The sequence below is a fragment of the Streptomyces sp. NBC_01707 genome (assembly GCF_041438805.1).
In the GTDB taxonomy this organism is placed as follows: Bacteria; Actinomycetota; Actinomycetes; order Streptomycetales; family Streptomycetaceae; genus Streptomyces.
Genome location: NZ_CP109190.1, coordinates 9,309,653 through 9,324,061 on the forward strand (window position 1 = coordinate 9,309,653; position 14,409 = coordinate 9,324,061).

Annotated in this window: 17 protein-coding genes and 1 pseudogene; 13 read left to right on the forward strand and 5 right to left on the reverse strand. The window is 68.7% G+C overall.

Features of this window, described 5'->3' with window-relative positions; genetic code table 11:
- Positions 1-8 precede the first annotated feature (8 nt).
- Together OG963_RS41615 and OG963_RS41620 are read right to left on the reverse strand one after the other, a co-directional pair.
- The gene (locus tag OG963_RS41615; RefSeq protein ID WP_030932682.1) at positions 9-1,040 is read right to left on the reverse strand and encodes a 7-epi-alpha-eudesmol synthase; all 1,032 of its coding nucleotides are present in this window, start codon (positions 1,038-1,040) and stop codon (positions 9-11) included.
- A gap of 665 nt (positions 1,041-1,705) precedes the next feature.
- Positions 1,706-3,184, reverse strand: coding sequence for a cytochrome P450 (locus tag OG963_RS41620; protein WP_371800122.1), 1,479 nt, complete (start codon positions 3,182-3,184; stop codon positions 1,706-1,708).
- Positions 3,185-3,572: 388 nt separating this feature from the next.
- Here OG963_RS41620 and OG963_RS41625 point away from each other — a divergent pair, with 388 nt between their 5' ends.
- The 7 genes and pseudogenes from OG963_RS41625 (at position 3,573) to OG963_RS41655 (ending at position 7,268) form a co-directional block, all read left to right on the forward strand.
- Positions 3,573-3,845 carry a hypothetical protein gene (locus OG963_RS41625; protein ID WP_030932677.1) on the forward strand — a complete coding sequence of 91 codons (273 nt, stop codon included), beginning with the start codon at positions 3,573-3,575 and terminating at the stop codon, positions 3,843-3,845.
- Positions 3,846-4,159: 314 nt separating this feature from the next.
- Positions 4,160-5,022: pseudogene (locus OG963_RS41630) on the forward strand (TIGR03619 family F420-dependent LLM class oxidoreductase).
- Positions 5,019-5,447 carry a nucleoside deaminase gene (locus OG963_RS41635; protein ID WP_327424837.1) on the forward strand — a complete coding sequence of 143 codons (429 nt, stop codon included), beginning with the start codon at positions 5,019-5,021 and terminating at the stop codon, positions 5,445-5,447. The pseudogene OG963_RS41630 and the gene OG963_RS41635 overlap by 4 nt, the downstream one beginning before the upstream one ends.
- A gap of 77 nt (positions 5,448-5,524) precedes the next feature.
- Positions 5,525-5,713, forward strand: coding sequence for a hypothetical protein (locus OG963_RS41640; RefSeq protein ID WP_371800123.1), 189 nt, complete (start codon positions 5,525-5,527; stop codon positions 5,711-5,713).
- Positions 5,710-6,237 carry a histidine phosphatase family protein gene (locus OG963_RS41645; RefSeq protein WP_362276708.1) on the forward strand — a complete coding sequence of 176 codons (528 nt, stop codon included), beginning with the start codon at positions 5,710-5,712 and terminating at the stop codon, positions 6,235-6,237. Before OG963_RS41640 ends, OG963_RS41645 begins: the two co-directional genes overlap by 4 nt.
- Positions 6,238-6,734: 497 nt before the next feature.
- Positions 6,735-6,938 (forward strand): cold-shock protein, encoded by a 204-nt coding sequence (locus tag OG963_RS41650; RefSeq protein ID WP_030932662.1) that lies wholly within the window; start codon positions 6,735-6,737, stop codon positions 6,936-6,938.
- Positions 6,939-7,034: 96 nt separating this feature from the next.
- The gene (locus OG963_RS41655; RefSeq protein WP_371800124.1) at positions 7,035-7,268 is read left to right on the forward strand and encodes a hypothetical protein; all 234 of its coding nucleotides are present in this window, start codon (positions 7,035-7,037) and stop codon (positions 7,266-7,268) included.
- 119 nt (positions 7,269-7,387) lie between these two features.
- On the opposite strand, the gene OG963_RS41660 is transcribed toward OG963_RS41655, so the two are convergent.
- Both OG963_RS41660 and OG963_RS41665 read right to left on the reverse strand, forming a co-directional pair.
- Positions 7,388-8,566, reverse strand: coding sequence for a GDSL-type esterase/lipase family protein (locus OG963_RS41660; protein WP_371800125.1), 1,179 nt, complete (start codon positions 8,564-8,566; stop codon positions 7,388-7,390).
- A gap of 93 nt (positions 8,567-8,659) precedes the next feature.
- Positions 8,660-9,229, reverse strand: a complete 570-nt coding sequence (locus tag OG963_RS41665) for a TetR/AcrR family transcriptional regulator (RefSeq protein ID WP_030932653.1) — start codon at positions 9,227-9,229, stop codon at positions 8,660-8,662.
- 71 nt (positions 9,230-9,300) lie between these two features.
- On the opposite strand from OG963_RS41665, the gene OG963_RS41670 reads away from it, so the two are divergent.
- The 6 genes from OG963_RS41670 to OG963_RS41695 all read left to right on the forward strand — a co-directional run bounded on the left by OG963_RS41670 (position 9,301) and on the right by OG963_RS41695 (position 13,599).
- Positions 9,301-9,792, forward strand: coding sequence for an FBP domain-containing protein (locus OG963_RS41670; RefSeq protein ID WP_030932650.1), 492 nt, complete (start codon positions 9,301-9,303; stop codon positions 9,790-9,792).
- 314 nt (positions 9,793-10,106) lie between these two features.
- Positions 10,107-10,622, forward strand: coding sequence for a hypothetical protein (locus tag OG963_RS41675; protein WP_319740468.1), 516 nt, complete (start codon positions 10,107-10,109; stop codon positions 10,620-10,622).
- A gap of 82 nt (positions 10,623-10,704) precedes the next feature.
- On the forward strand, positions 10,705-11,547 hold the full coding sequence (locus tag OG963_RS41680; RefSeq protein ID WP_327424842.1) for a DUF4097 family beta strand repeat-containing protein: 843 nt from the start codon (positions 10,705-10,707) through the stop codon (positions 11,545-11,547).
- 89 nt (positions 11,548-11,636) lie between these two features.
- A complete protein-coding gene (locus tag OG963_RS41685; protein WP_371800126.1) occupies positions 11,637-12,647 on the forward strand; it encodes an ATP-binding cassette domain-containing protein in 1,011 nt (336 codons plus the stop codon).
- Entirely contained in the window at positions 12,644-13,435 is a 792-nt protein-coding gene (locus OG963_RS41690) for an ABC transporter permease (protein WP_371800127.1), read from the forward strand. Before OG963_RS41685 ends, OG963_RS41690 begins: the two co-directional genes overlap by 4 nt.
- A 23-nt stretch (positions 13,436-13,458) precedes the next feature.
- Positions 13,459-13,599 (forward strand): hypothetical protein, encoded by a 141-nt coding sequence (locus OG963_RS41695; protein ID WP_371800128.1) that lies wholly within the window; start codon positions 13,459-13,461, stop codon positions 13,597-13,599.
- Positions 13,600-13,645: 46 nt separating this feature from the next.
- Here the strand turns inward: OG963_RS41695 and thpR are convergent, their stop codons facing one another.
- Positions 13,646-14,242, reverse strand: coding sequence for an RNA 2',3'-cyclic phosphodiesterase (thpR, locus tag OG963_RS41700; protein ID WP_362276513.1), 597 nt, complete (start codon positions 14,240-14,242; stop codon positions 13,646-13,648).
- Positions 14,243-14,409: the final 167 nt, after the last annotated feature.

Sequence of the window (14,409 nt, forward strand, 5' to 3'; positions counted from 1 at the left end):
GCCTTACGTCACACCGCGAGCAGGTCGTCCAGCGAACCCTTGCCCGCCAACTCGGCGGTGGCGGCCGGGCCCTCCTTCGCCGCGGCATACCGGCCCGAGGTCAACGCCCACTCGTAGTTGCCGTTGATCCAGTGCTGGATGGCCTCCACTCCCATCCACACCTGGACCCGCTCCTCGGTGTCGAGACCGAGTTCCTCGCACATCTTCGGCACGCGTGCTTCGAGTTCGAGGTACTCCTCGAGGCAGTCGGTGGTCATCCGGTACGCCTCCGCGGCGGCGTCCTCCCAGCTGCAGCTGCGCTCCCGGTGGAGCACGGCTATCAGGTTGTGGCCGTCCCCGCGGCGCTTCTCGCGCTCGAAGGAGTGGATGTCGTTCATGAACCCGATGGTGTCCGCGGCCAGATCCCGCATCCTGACCATCAGTTCGTGCGCCTGCACCTGTGGTGGCACCTCGAAGCCACGGCTTCGCTCGCCCGCGTCGATGCTGTGGTGGATGCCCACCGTCCGGCGGCGGAACTCCGCGTACTCCTCCAGACCGAGTGTTCCCGCAAGACCACGGGCCGCCAGGTCCACCTCCTCGGTGTGCGCCACGAGGAACCGCCCCCAGGAGGCGGCAAATCGCGTCCGCCACGTCAGGGACATGCCATCCGAGAGATGGTCCCAGACCTCGGCCCAGGCCACCGTGATCGGGCACACCACGCGAGGAGCGGTCCCGGCGGGGCGCAGCGGAGTGGCGATCAACTCCCGTGCGACCTCTGCAATACGGTCCGCACGGTCCGGACTCCCGGAGTCGAACTGGTCATCGAACAGGAACGCCAGAGAGAACCAGTTCATCAGCACGACCATGTCGTCGGCCGAGGCGTAGGGGTAGGTTCGCGCCGCCGCCTGGGGTAGATCCCAGGACTGATACTCATCGAACCCGGCCTGGCTGCGCACCAGGCCCATCTCCCACACCCAGCGCAAGTGACGCTCCCGGGCGTACTGGAGATGCTCGCTCACGGGAGTCTTGAAGGGGAGGTCGAATGTGACGTCCTGCGGCATTGCCGTCCTCTCTTGAGACGATTCACAGGCCCCCGCCCCTGCGAAAGGGCGATCTGAATTGACGCCCACTGACTCGAACTGCACCTTTTGAGCCTGAAGTTGACGACTCAAGTACGCTTCGAGACTGCCCAGAGCCTAAACGATCTATGCCGTGATCTCTGCAACGCTTGATGCAGGTGTGACTTCGGGCGGGACGCAGCTCAGCACGCCTCGTCGCAGCTGAAGCAGGATGCCGAGTCCCTACACCATCAAAACCCGGGAGGCCCGTGGACGCGCTCGTCGATGTCATCTGCCGGATCGCCCGTCGAACCATCGGCGTGAAAGACCCGAAATCCGCAACATCCGGGACCGGTAGAAAGCAGCCAATACCGCCCCGCCAAGGAAGATCTCGCTGCCTCGAGGCGCAATCGTCTGCGTGCTGACGGTCCGGCCGACTTCGATTGCCTGGACAGGCTTGTGAGGCGATCCTCCGGAGCGCTTTGGATGCTCTCAACTTACGGTCGAGGCGGGCAGTTGGTCGGCACTGCCCGCCTCTTGCCCTCGGCGCTCTGCGCGTGGGCCCCGCCCCGACTCCCTCGTGCGTGTTCTCTGCGGTGGCCTGGATCACGATCTGTGGCGAGGAGGGAGAGCCGAGCCGAAGATCTCGAGCGCCGACATGCCCATCGCTATTTTTCCTGCTGGGACTTCGAAGGCTGCAACGAACGGGCCTCTTCCGCGCTTGCCCGCGGCATCGATGTTGCTTGCGGGTGGTACGCCATGGTCAGGGTGTCCGGCTTGACGGTGACGACGGCCTGCGTGCGAGGGGGGCGCGAGGTGAGCGTGAAGCGAGGCCAGGTCTGGAGGATGCTCGCCAGAATGATCTGGAGCTCGGCCCAAGCGAAGTTCTCGCCGATGCACTTGCGGCGTCCGTCGCCGAAGGCGAGGAACGAACCACGTGCGGCGGGCGCGCGCTCGGCTGTCCAGCGGTCCGGGTCGAACGTGTCGGGGTCAGGAAAGTAGCGTGCGTCGTGCTGGTGGAGGTAGGGGCTCCACACGACGTCCGCCCCTTCGGGAACGCGATGACCGCCGAGGTCGATGTCACGAACTGCGGTTCGGGTCACCATCCAGGCCGGCCCGTACTTGCGGATGGCCTCCTGCAGCACCTGTCGGGCGTAGTGGAGTTGAGCGATGTCGTCGTAGCGCAGGGGCCGGTCACCACAGACAGCGGTGAGTTCGTCGCGCAGGCGCCTCTGTATCCCGTCGTGCTGAGTGATCTCATACAGTGTCCAGGCCAGGGTGGTTCCGGTGGTCTCGATCGCCCCCGTCAACAAGGTGATTGCCTCGTCCTGCAGTTGTTGCCGTGTGAGGGGGTCCTCCGCGGTCAGCAGGGTTTTGAAGAGTCCGCCCTGGCCCTTGGTCCGGACTTCGGCATGCGGGCACCGCTCGGCACCGGTCGAGACCGCGTCGGCTGTGGCCGCCAGGTCCGGGGATCGGTCGGCGTGGTGATCGATGGCCTGGTCGATGAGCGCGCGTAGCCGTGCCACACGGTCCGCGTGCGCACGGTTGGCGGGCAGCGGGAGGCGAGTTACCCAGGGCGGAAGGATCGTCTGACGGATCGCGCCCTTCATGATCTCGGGCATGAGGGTGACGAACTCGCCCTCCAGATGCTCGGGGAGGTCCGCGCCGAACAGGGCGACCAGGAACGCGGAGAGGGCGACCTCGTTCATGTCCGCGTACACGTCGCGCGGCACGACCGCAGGCCAGGCGCTGACCACGTCCTGGACCTGGTCGATCATGGCGGCGCCGCGGTCGGCGATGTGAGCCTTGTTGAACATGGGTTGTATCAGGCGCCGGTTGCGTAGATGCGTGTCGCCGTCCGCGACCGTGGCGAGTCCGTCACCGAAGAACATCCGCAGCGCGTCAATGATCTTGCCGCCCTTCACGAAGTGTGCGGAGTCGGTCACCAGGACCTTGCGGGTCAGCGCAGGGTCGGTGACGACAAATGCGGGTGTGGGCCCGATACGTATGCGCACGACGCTGCCGTGCTCGCGAAGCGAGGTCATGAATGGCAGCGGCCGCCGGGCGAGCTGGAGGGCATGCCCGATCAGCGGGAGGGAGCCGGGTGCGGTTGGCGTGGGGGTCGTCGACGAGGCGGGGGCGCTCATGGGGCGGATCACTCCTTGTGGGGGCATCGGCAACCCCCGGACCATTCCCACGCCGTGATCATGGAATGCCGTGCGGTGAAGACCTTTGCGTTACGTGCACGGGTCACTCACGGGGGACTGACGGAAATCGTCTCCGGGCGTGCCGGAGCCCTGTGCTGCCCACCGCGGAACGCGCGAGGGGACCCTTCTCCCACGCTTCCGTCCGCAGCCCGCAACAGGGCCGCGCGGAGGCCGTGTGTGCCCGCAGCCTCCGACAGCCGCCGCGGCCCCGGCACAGGCTCGGGACCGCCGATCGCCCGACGCCGGTGGCTCGCCGTGTGTGAGCGAGCGGGGCTGAGCCCTGGGCGTGCGGTTGCCCCGGTGTGGTGGTGGCGGGACTGTGGGACATATGGCGAGTCGGTATCACGGCGATGCGTTGCTGGTTGCTGGGCATCTGCAGATCCCTGTACAGGCCGAGCTGATGGCCGGACCTGGTGCTTGGCGCGGAAGTCTGCGCGGTGTCCCGACGAACCGGATCTTCGACCTGCTCGACAGCGACGAACTCCGGCTGTGCATGCCGAACGGCCAGGAGCGTCGAGTCCGCCAGGAGCCGGCCAGTCACGCTCACGAGAGTGAGTTCACCATCGTGCCGATCTCGGGCGAGGGCTGCGCGCCGTTCTAGGCGTTCTCCGGACCCTTTCCCCTTGCCTTGCCGGTGCCCTGTGCCGCTGAATCCTGACCGTTGCCGTTCTCGGAGCATGGCTTTTGACACGGCCATGGCCGTGCAGCGTCACTGCCATGGCCGAGCGTATTGAGGCGATTCCTCAGAGCGGCCGGGTGTTCGTCTCCGCCGCCTCCAGCCGCCGCACCCGTTCCTTCGTCGCCGACGCCCTCAGCAGGACTCTCGGTCGTCCGCGGCGGATCCACGGTCGATCGGCCTCCGGACAGGCGGGAAGCCCTTCTGGCGTCCGGTGCGCACTGGCTAGGCTCGACGGCGTGAAGATCGGAGTCAACGTCCTCAATTTCGGCCCCGGATGCGACCCGGGAGTCCTTCGGAGCTGGGCCCAGACCGTGGAGGACCTGGGCTTCGACCTGCTGATGGTCTCTGACCACGTCGTCATCACGCCCGACGTCGCCGACGCTATCCGGCACCCTTCTACGAGCCCTTCACCACCCTGTCGTGGCTGGCCGGCCTCACCACCCGGGTCCGGCTCGGTACGACGGTCCTCATCGCTCCCTACCGGAATCCGCTGCTCACCGCCCGGATGGCGGGCAACCTGCAGGAGCTGAGCGGCGGCAGACTGGTCCTCGGCGTGGGGGCGGGCTGGGCACGGCAGGAGTTCGCCGCTCTCGGGATCCCGTTCGAGCGCCGAGGACGACTGACCGACGAGCACCTGCGGGACATGCGCGCAGCGTGGGCGGACACCGCCTCGTACAGCGACCGGAGGATCCCTGTGTGGGTCGGCGGCAACAGCGACGCGGGACTGCGCCGGGCCGTGCGGTTCGGAGACGCATGGCATCCGCTGCGCTGCACCCTGCCGTGGCTGCGCGAAGCCGTGGTCAGGATGATTACGTCCGCGCACGAGCAGCGTCTCCCCGTACCTGCCCTGGCCCCCCGGATCGCTCTCAGACTCACCGAGGCACCGGTCGGCGGACCGAGCCGACTCGCCGGTGTGGGCACGATCGACCAGATCGTGGATGACCTCGACCAGCTGCGGCTGCTGGGTACCGAGGCCGTCGTCCTCGACCCGTACGACGGCGACCCCCGCGAGACCTGCCACCCGCAGAAGGCCTGGCAAGCGCTCGACACGGTGGCCACGCACCTCTACTCACCCCGCACCAGAACGGAGCCGACATGATCACACCCGACGACCACACCCTCCTCAGGCGGGCCATCGCGCTCGCGGCCCAGGCCCGCGCGGCCGGCAACCCACCGTTCGGCTCGCTGCTGACGGGACCGGACGGAACGGTTCTGGCAGAGGAGCACAACACGACCCACACCGACCAGGACATCACCGCCCACCCGGAACTGAAGCTGGCGAGATGGGCCGCAAGAGAGCTGGACGCGGCCACAGCGGCGGGAACCACGATGTACACGAGCTGCCGGCCGTGCGAGATGTGTGCGGCGGTCATCCGGCAGGCGGGGCTGCAGCGGGTGGTGTTCGCCCTGTCCGACGAACAGCTCCTGGACATCAGGCCGGGCAGCGGCCGGCCGCCCGTGCCGCAGGACGGTCCCGCGCTGCTCGACGAGGCTCGGGCCGTGGTCGAGGGGTACTACCGATGACCGACCGGCATCGCGGCCGTCTCCGCGCTCTTCCACCTGGTCGCGATGACCGCCGGCCTCCGCAGGAGGAGGTCCGGGTGCTCGACCGCGTCATGGCCGTGCTCGACGATCTCGGTGTTCCCGTCGTCCGGGACGAGTTGCGCAGCGTGGAGTGGGACGCGGATGTGCAGGCTGGTGCCAGCGGCGAGAAGACTTTCCGTATCGGCCGTGTTCTGGGGTTGGACCTCGTGCCCGGATTCGCTCACCGGCAGCGGGTGACACCGTGACCTCGGGCGACTTGCGACGCCTGGTGGTGCTGCGGCATGCCAAATCGGCCTGGCCCGACGGCGTCGCCGACCACGAGCGGCCTCTCGCGCCGCGCGGCCGTCGTGACGCCCCGGCGGCCGGCCGCTGGCTGCGCGAGACCGGCTGCGTCCCCGACCTCGTCGTGTGCTCCACCGCCGGCCGTACCCGTCAGACGTGGGACCTCGTCTCGGACGAGCTCGACGCCACCACGCCCGTGACCCACGACGCACGCCTCTACCGGGCTGGCGCCGGGGAGTTGCTCGGTGTCGTACGGGACATCCCGGCCCGTGTACGGACGCTCATGCTGGTCGGGCACAACCCCGGCGTGCAGGACCTCGTCCTGATGCTCTCCGGCGAGGCGGACGGCTACGCCCTGGAGCAGACGCGTGCGAAGTTTCCGACGTCCGCGATCGCCGTGCTGTGCCTGCACGGCCCCTGGCCGGACCTGGAGCCGGGTGCTGCCCGGCTGACCGAGATGGTCGTGCCCCGTGGCGCGAAGCCATGACGGGGTGGCGCCGAAGCCCGGAGGTGCGTACGCGCTTCGTCTTGACCGTCTGCACAGGCCGCTGGTCACCCGAATGACGGCGAGCGGACCCGCCTTTTTCATGGGCTGCTCGAACGTCGTGAACGGGGTGAGGAGGCCAGGCGCAGGGTCGGACGGTTTCGCGAGGGTGAGGGCTGCGACGGGTGGGACGGCAGCGGGTGGTCGGCCGGTGGTGTGGTTGTGGGGCGCGACGGACAGCGACCGACTTGGCCGGGACGACGCGGGGATTCGGCCGGTGTGCGCGCCGATGCCGCCGTCCGGCATGGCGACCTGGTCTGGATCATGGTCGTTGCTCTCTGGTGGGGGCCGGTTCCGCCGTGTAACGTCTTTGTCAGATGTCGTGGTTCGCAGTTCCTGCCCGCGCCCTGGCGTGGGCGTTTTGCTGTGCAGTGCGGGACCAGGACGATCACCTCCGGGTTCGCGCGGTGCGGATCCGATATCGACTGAGAGGCACGAGCATGGCCAGCGGAACCGTCAAGTGGTTCAACTCCGAAAAGGGTTTCGGCTTCATCTCCCAGGACGGCGGCGGACCGGACGTCTTCGCGCACTACTCCAACATCAACGCAAACGGCTTCCGTGAGCTCCAGGAAGGCCAGGCCGTGACCTTCGACGTCACCCAGGGCCAGAAGGGCCCGCAGGCCGAGAACATCACGGTCGCCTGACGGGCGACCTGGACATCCCACGGCTCCCGGAGCGCAAGCTCCGGGAGCCGTGGGCATTCCGCGCCCACCGGGCGGGCCGGGTTCCCACCGACACCGGTGACCGTGGTGCCGGTCACCGTACGCGACGGGCGTAGCCGGGAGGCCCCGATCGCCTGCAGGCTCGACGGCCCCGAGCTCGGCGAGCGGACCGAGCAGTTGCGCGCGCTCCTCGCGAAAGCGGAGCGGCGCGAGGCGGTCGACGACGGGCTACGGCTGTCCTGCGCGCCGGACGCCGATCTCGCCGCAGCCGAACAGGGCTGTTGCGCGTACTTCGACTTCCCCTGCATCTGACCTGCGCCCCGATGCCCTCCAGCTGAATGTGCGCGCGCCTGAGAACGCCACCGAAAGGCGGGCCGGCCAGTTCGGAGGACCCGTATGACTGCCTCGCGGTCGGCGTGACCGTGAATTGATCAGCCGGTCCCGGCGGCGAAGGGGCCGCCATCGCCGAACGCGAGCTGCGCGAAGTTCTCACCGATGCGGCGGTGTCCCGAGGAGTCGGGATGAACCTCGTCGGGCAACGGCAGTTCGGCGTAGTCCTTCTCGCCGTAGAGGTCACGGCCGTCGAGGTAGTGCAGGTTCGGGTCGTCGGCAGCCCGCTGCTCGACGATCCGGGTGAGTTCATCGCGGATGACGTTGAGAGTCAGGCGTCCGGCGGCGCGTTCGGCGGGATCGCCCGTGGCCTTGAACCGCAAGGTCCCGCCGTCGAAGTCGGGCGCGAGAGGGCCTGGGGTGTCCTCCTGGACGGGGCACAGGAGGGGGGACACGACCAGCAGCGGCGTGGTCGGATGTCCCTCGCGGATGGTGTCGAGGAAGCCATGGACCGCGGGGGTGAAGGCGCGCAGGCGCATCGCGTCGGTGTTGACGAGATTGATGCCGATCTTGAGGCTGATCAGGTCCGCTGGGGTGTCCCGCATCGCACGGGCCGTGAACGGGTCGAGCAGCGCGCTGCCGCCGAACCCCAGGTTGACGAGCTCCACCGCGCCCTGGGCCGCGGCCAGGGCCGGCCAGATGGCGGTCGGGTGGGCGGCGTTCGAGCCGTGGCTGATGGAACTGCCGTGGTGCAGCCACACCCTGCGCCCGTTGTCCGGTGCGGGCTCGACCGGGGCATCGGTGCGCAGGGCGATCAACTCGGCGATCTCCGTGTGCGGAAGCCAGATCTCGATGTCCTTGTCACGCGCCGGCAGGCCGGTGAACCGGGCGGTGCCGGCCGGTCCCTCACTCAGTTCGGCGGTCTGGGTGGCCATGTCGGTGATCGTGTGGACGTTCCCACCGGTCACCGTGGCCTGGGCGGCGAGTCGGCCGTCGACCAGCAGGTCGTACACGCCGTCCGCCGGGGCAGGGAAACCTCGGTACACCCGCTTGGTGGGCAGCGTGTCGAGTTCGATGATGCCGGCTCGGGTGCGAAAGACCAGCCGCACGCCGGAGGGCTGGGCCTCGGCCAAGGCCAGTTGGTTGTCGGGGATCTGTCGGCGAGCCCGGGCGGGCAGGCGATGCGGCAGCAGGCCGTGCGCGGTCCGTTCCACGTCGAGAAAGCCGCGCAGCATGTCCGCGGTGACAGGTGTGGTGATCCAGTCGTGCTCAGTGTTCATCGTCCCAGCCTGTTGATCAGGATTGTTCGGGTTGTTCGCATGCGCCGGTGTGCGGCGCGGCGGACCGCGTCCGGAGATGCGGGCCGTTGCCGGTCAGGGTGTGGTCGAGTTGCGCAGCAGGGCGTCCAGGCGGTCCAGGATCCAGGACCAGCTCTCCTGCGAGTCGACGGCGGTGTGGCTGAAGCCTCCGGCCATCTCCAGGCTGACGTAGCCGTGGAAGACGCTGCCCAGCATCCGGACCGCGTGCGTCTGGTCCGGCTCCGTCAGGTCGTAGCCGCGCAGGATCGCCCGTGTCATCTGTGCGTGCCGAACGCCGGCACTGGCGGCCGCCGTCTCGGGGTCGAGCCTCAGTCTGGCGGCGGCATAGCGGCCGGGGTGTTCCCGGGCGTAGTCGCGGTAGGCATCCGCGAAGGCGGCCAGGGCGTCCCTGCCGGCCCGTCCGGCCAGGGCGGCGGCGACCCGGTCGGCGAGTTCCTCCAGCGCGAACAGGGCGATCCTGGTCTTGAGGTCCTGGGAGTTCTTCAGATGCGAGTACAGACTTGCGACCTTGACGTCGAACCGCCGGGCGAGTGCCGAGACGGTCACTTGGTCGAAGCCGACCTCGTCGGCCAGTTCCGCCCCGGCCCGGGTCAGACGCTCCGTGGTCAGCCCTGCTCGAACCATAACCTTCCTCCCATTCGACGATAACCATTATGCATTTGCCTAACACCTTTAGGCAAACTACCGTGCCGCTCATGAAACCGCTGACTGACCAAGAGATCCGTGCCGCGTTCGTGAACTGCACCAAGGGCGAGGCGAAGCGCCTGTTCGTCCCTCGCGACCTGGCCGAGCGGCCCTGGGGCGACCTGGACTTCTTCGGCTGGCGTGACCCCCAGGCCCCCGATCGTGCCTACCTCGCCGTCGAGCTGGACGGCCGCTTGGTGGCGCTCGCCCTGCGTTGCCCCAGTGCTGCCTCGTGGCAGATGCGGCGCAGCATGTGCTCGATGTGCGTGACCACCCACACCGGGGGCGTCTCGCTGATGGTCGCCGCGAAGACGGGCAGGGCCGGCCGGCAGGGCAACTCCGTGGGTGCCTACATATGCAGCGACCTCGCCTGTTCGTTGTACGTGCGGGGCAAGAAGGACGCGGGCGTCGGTGCGCGGCTCCATGAGTCGCTCACCCTGGAGGAGAAGATCCAGCGGACCGTGGTGAACCTCGCCGGATTCATCGCCAAGGTCACCGCATGAACCGTCCGGGGCGTGCCCGTCACGCCATGCCTGCGCACCACAAGCCCTGGTGGGCTCGGGCGGAGGCACCCGTGAGGCCGGGGCCGGTCGCCTTCCTGTGGCATCACGTGGCATTGGATGGCGCGGGGTGGCGCCACTCGGCGCCACTCGGCGCCATTCCGTGACTTCAAAGGCGTGCGAGCGCGTTTGGCGCCACGGTCGCCCAGGTAGGTGCCATGGCATTTTCGCAGGTCAGGGCGATTGTTTCAGTCTTCGCCCTAGCGGCGTCTCTGTATCGCTTGCGCATGGAGCCATAGTGGTGCCATGATGGCGTCATGGACCTCACTCCGTATGTCGACACCCTCCGCCGCGAACTTGCGGTGGCCGCCGAAGCCGGCGGTGACGAAGCCCGCCAGCTGGCGGAGAGGCTCACTGCTCCCCTCGAGTCGGCGACCCGGCTGACCATGCTCAATGTGCTCTCCGCCGCGATGGATGAGATCACTCGTGAACTCGCCCCCGGCTCGGTCGACGTACGGCTGCGCGGGCTGGACCCCGACTTCGTGGTGACGCTGCCGCCCACTGACGGCGCTGCGGCGGAGCCGGCCGCACCGGTCGAACCGCTCAAGACCCCGGCTCCGGCCGACGGTGACGAGGGCGGCACTGCCCGCGTCAATCTGCGTCTGCCGGTCCACCTCAAGGTCCGCGCCGAGGAGGCCGCGAGTCGCGAGGGCCTGTCGGTCAACGCGTGGCTGGTGCGGACCGTGTCGGCCGCGGTCGACGGCGGCGCTCTGCCCCGTACGACCGAGAAGGCCCAGACCGTCGGACAGAGCTTCACGGGCTGGGTGCGCTAGCCGCGCCCTCGCCCGCACCGCTTCACCCACACCACGTCCCACCAGCGGGGACGTCCCAAAGACTCAAGAGGACGGGACAGCCATGCCTTCTTTCGACACTCCCGAACCGATCTCGGTCACTGCGCACGTGGAGGCCGGTTCCATCCAGTTCACCGGGGGCGACCGTGCCGACACCGTGGTCGAGGTGCGGCCTCGCGACCCGAAGCGGGACCAGGACGTGCGGGCGGCCGACCAGACCGAGGTCACGTACACGAGCGGTGTACTGACCATCAGGACGCCCAAGTCCAATCTGTTCGGTCGCACCGGCACCGTTGACGTGACGGCCGAACTGCCCACGGGCTCGCGCATCGACATGACCGGCGCCTGGGTCCAGGTGCTCGGCGAGGGCCGGCTCGGCGAGGTCCGCGTGAAGACCTCGTCCGGTGACGTCCGCCTCGACACGACCGGCCCGCTGCAGCTGACCGCGTCGCACGGTTCGATCACCGTGGACCGGGTCGAGGGCATGGCGGAGATCAGCACCAGCTCCGGCAGCCTGCGCGTCGGCCTTGTCGACGGCCCCGCCGTCCTGAAGAACTCGCACGGCACCACGACTGTCGGTGCCGCGACCGGGGAGCTGCGGGTGAGCGGCGCCAATGGCGACATCGAAATCCGGCGCGCCGAGAACTCGGTCACCGCCACCACCGCCCACGGCACCTTGCGCGTGGGTGACGTGGCCCGCGGTACCGTCCAGTTGGAGACCTCCTACGGCGCCATCGAAGTCGGCGTCCGCGAAGGCACGGCCGCCTGGCTCGACGTCAGCTCGGGATCCGGCCAGGTGCGTAACACGCTCACCGCGTCCCAGGCCCCGGAGGAGACCGAGGACTCCGTCAAGGTCCGCGCCCGTACCCGGTACGGCAACATCGACGTGCGCCGGGCCAAGGCCTGAGCGCCTCCGCACTTCGCATCAGCTCCTATTCGCCCATTTCCCTTGCTGCTTCAGCCTTCGAACGGGAGGGTTCCATGCCTTCTTCTGTCATGCCCACATCCAGTCGGACTCAGGGCGACGGTCACCTGTCGTCGGTCGCCGTGTCCGCCGTCGGTCTGCGCAAGTCGTACGGTGACAAGACCGTGCTCGACGGCATCGATCTGCGTATCCCGGCCGGGTCCGTGTTTGCGCTGCTCGGCCCGAACGGGGCCGGGAAGACCACCGTCGTGAAGATCCTGTCCACGCTCATCACCGCCGACGGCGGGCAGGCGCAGGTCGCGGGCCACGACGTCGCCACGTCCCCGGACGGGGTGCGGGCCGCGATCGGCGTGACCGGGCAGTTCTCGGCTGTGGACGGGCTGATCACCGGCGAGGAGAACATGCTCCTCATGGCGGACCTGCACCACCTGTCCAAGGGCGAGGGGCGGCGGGTCACCGCCGAGCTGCTGGAGCGCTTCGACCTGGTGGAGGCGGCGAAGAAGCCCGCCTCGACCTACTCCGGTGGCATGAAGCGCCGTCTGGACATTGCGATGACGCTGGTCGGGAGCCCGAGGATCATCTTCCTCGACGAGCCGACCACCGGCCTCGACCCCCGCTCCCGGCACACCATGTGGGGCATCATCCGTGAGCTCGTCACGGGCGGTGTCACCGTCTTCCTGACCACCCAGTACCTGGACGAGGCCGACGAACTCGCCGACCGCATCGCGGTACTCAACGACGGCAGGATCGCCGCCGAGGGCACTGCGGACGAGCTGAAGCGGATCGTCCCCGGAGGCCACGTCCGGCTCCGTTTCACCGACCCGGCCGCCTACCAGAGCGCCGCCACGGCGCTGCGTGGCGTGACCCGGGACGACGAGGCGCTGTCGCTGTCCATCCCGAGCGACGGCAGTCAGCGCGAACTGCGCTCCATCCTCGACCGGCTGGACTCCGCCGGCATCGAGGCCGACGAGCTGACCGTGCACACCCCCGACCTCGACGACGTGTTCTTCGCCCTGACCGGTACCGACACGCAGCCCGGCCGGTCCAGCCTGCCCAGCCAGACCAAGGAGTCTGTCCGATGAGCTCACTCGCCCTCGCCGTGCGCGACTCGTGCACGATGCTGCGCCGCAACCTCCTGCACGCCCGCCGTTACCCGTCCCTGACGCTGAATCTGCTGCTCACCCCGGTCGTGCTGCTGCTGCTCTTCGTCTACATCTTCGGTGGCGTGATGAGCGCCGGCATCGGGGACGGCGGGGGCGACCGGTCCGAGTACCTCGCCTACATCGTCCCGGGCATCCTGCTGCTGACCATCGGCGGCACCACGATCGGCAGCGCGGTGTCCGTCTCCAACGACATGACCGAGGGCATCATCGCCCGCTTCCGCACGCTGGCGATCCACCGCGGGTCGGTGCTCATCGGCCACGTCTTCGGCAGCGTGCTGCAGTGCATGATGAGCGTGGTCCTCGTCGGGGCCGTCGCGGTGGCCATCGGCTTCAGGTCCACGGATGCCACCGCCCTGGAGTGGATCCTGGCGTTGGGGCTGCTGACACTCGTCGCGTCGGCGCTCACCTGGATCGCCGTCGGGATGGGCCTGTCCAGCCCGAACGCCGAGGCCGCCAGCAACAACGCGCTACCGCTGATGATCCTGCCGCTCCTCTCCAGCGCATTCGTGCCGGTCGACGCGATGCCTGGCTGGTTCCAGCCGATCGCCGAGTACCAGCCGTTCACCCCCGCCATCGAGACCCTGCGCGGCCTTCTGCTGGGCAGCGAGATCGGCTACAACGGGTGGCTGGCCGTCGTCTGGTGCCTGGGGCTGGCCGTGCTCGGCTACGTCTGGTCCAAGTCGCTGTACGACCGCGACCCGAAGTAACCGGAGAAGGGCCGATCAGCAGTGTGCGGGCCGCGGCCCGCTCCAGGGTGGCGTACTCCGACACCGCGTCGGCGTACGCCGCCCTGCTTGCGTTCTCCGCCGCCTGCCGGGCCGCGCACCGCCACGGTGCTGTCAGCGCCCAGCACATGGTGCGCGAGTTCTGAGGGAGCCCCGAGTGATTCACGTTGCCCCAGTTCGCCGATGGCTCGTTCAAGATTCAGTGGACTTCCCCCTGCCGAGAGACCAAGCCTCGATGTCGCGGTAGTGGATCGGTCCGCGGCTCCGGCCGAAGTTGCTGCCGACCAGGTGCAGACGTTCGGCACGCCACCGGCGTCCGGTGAATCCGGCGAACCCTTCGGCGATTTCTCCTGCCGAGGATCGGTCTCCTCGCCGGGCGCGGGCCAACGTCAGATGGGGGCGCAGGGGCCGCTCCTCGAAGGCGACCCCGCAGTCCTTGACGGCGGTACGCACATCGGCGGCGAGCATGTGCAGCTCATCGAGGTCGCCGTCGATTCCGCTCCACAGCACCCGGTCGTCGAAGGTCCCGCTGCCGCGTAGAGCCAGACAAGGTGGTCGGTGGTCCGCCGCGAGGTCGGCGAGAGGCGCTCGCAGAAGCGGAACCGTCTCGGCCGACAGCTCCCCGAGGAACGCCAGGGTGATGTGCCAGTCTTCGATGCGGTTCCACCGCATATGAGGGTGTGTGTGATAGGCGGGGCGCAGCTCCCGGGCTAGTTCTTCTTTCGCGTGGTCGGGCGGGGCGAGGGCGATGAACACACGAACGGTCGCGGGTTGAGTCTGATCGTTCACACCGGACTTCGTACCGCACCCGGGTAGTGGAATGCGACGCCGGGTACCGCAGGAGAGGCGCTCACGATGCCGGGGAAGCCCATTCTGGCGGTCGGCGACAGGCCGCGCGCCCGGAACTGCAGGCCAGGAAAGCGGGACACCATCCTGTCGAGACCGTCCTGACCTGA

Coding starts and splice junctions, on each gene's coding strand:
- OG963_RS41615 (WP_030932682.1), bottom strand. CDS start 1,040: ATGCCGCAGGACGTCACATTCGACCTCCCCTTCAAGACTCCCGTGAGC.
- OG963_RS41620 (WP_371800122.1), bottom strand. CDS start 3,184: ATGAGCGCCCCCGCCTCGTCGACGACCCCCACGCCAACCGCACCCGGC.
- OG963_RS41625 (WP_030932677.1), top strand. CDS start 3,573: ATGGCGAGTCGGTATCACGGCGATGCGTTGCTGGTTGCTGGGCATCTG.
- OG963_RS41635 (WP_327424837.1), top strand. CDS start 5,019: ATGATCACACCCGACGACCACACCCTCCTCAGGCGGGCCATCGCGCTC.
- OG963_RS41650 (WP_030932662.1), top strand. CDS start 6,735: ATGGCCAGCGGAACCGTCAAGTGGTTCAACTCCGAAAAGGGTTTCGGC.
- OG963_RS41660 (WP_371800125.1), bottom strand. CDS start 8,566: ATGAACACTGAGCACGACTGGATCACCACACCTGTCACCGCGGACATG.
- OG963_RS41665 (WP_030932653.1), bottom strand. CDS start 9,229: ATGGTTCGAGCAGGGCTGACCACGGAGCGTCTGACCCGGGCCGGGGCG.
- OG963_RS41670 (WP_030932650.1), top strand. CDS start 9,301: ATGAAACCGCTGACTGACCAAGAGATCCGTGCCGCGTTCGTGAACTGC.
- OG963_RS41675 (WP_319740468.1), top strand. CDS start 10,107: ATGGACCTCACTCCGTATGTCGACACCCTCCGCCGCGAACTTGCGGTG.
- OG963_RS41680 (WP_327424842.1), top strand. CDS start 10,705: ATGCCTTCTTTCGACACTCCCGAACCGATCTCGGTCACTGCGCACGTG.
- OG963_RS41685 (WP_371800126.1), top strand. CDS start 11,637: ATGCCCACATCCAGTCGGACTCAGGGCGACGGTCACCTGTCGTCGGTC.
- OG963_RS41690 (WP_371800127.1), top strand. CDS start 12,644: ATGAGCTCACTCGCCCTCGCCGTGCGCGACTCGTGCACGATGCTGCGC.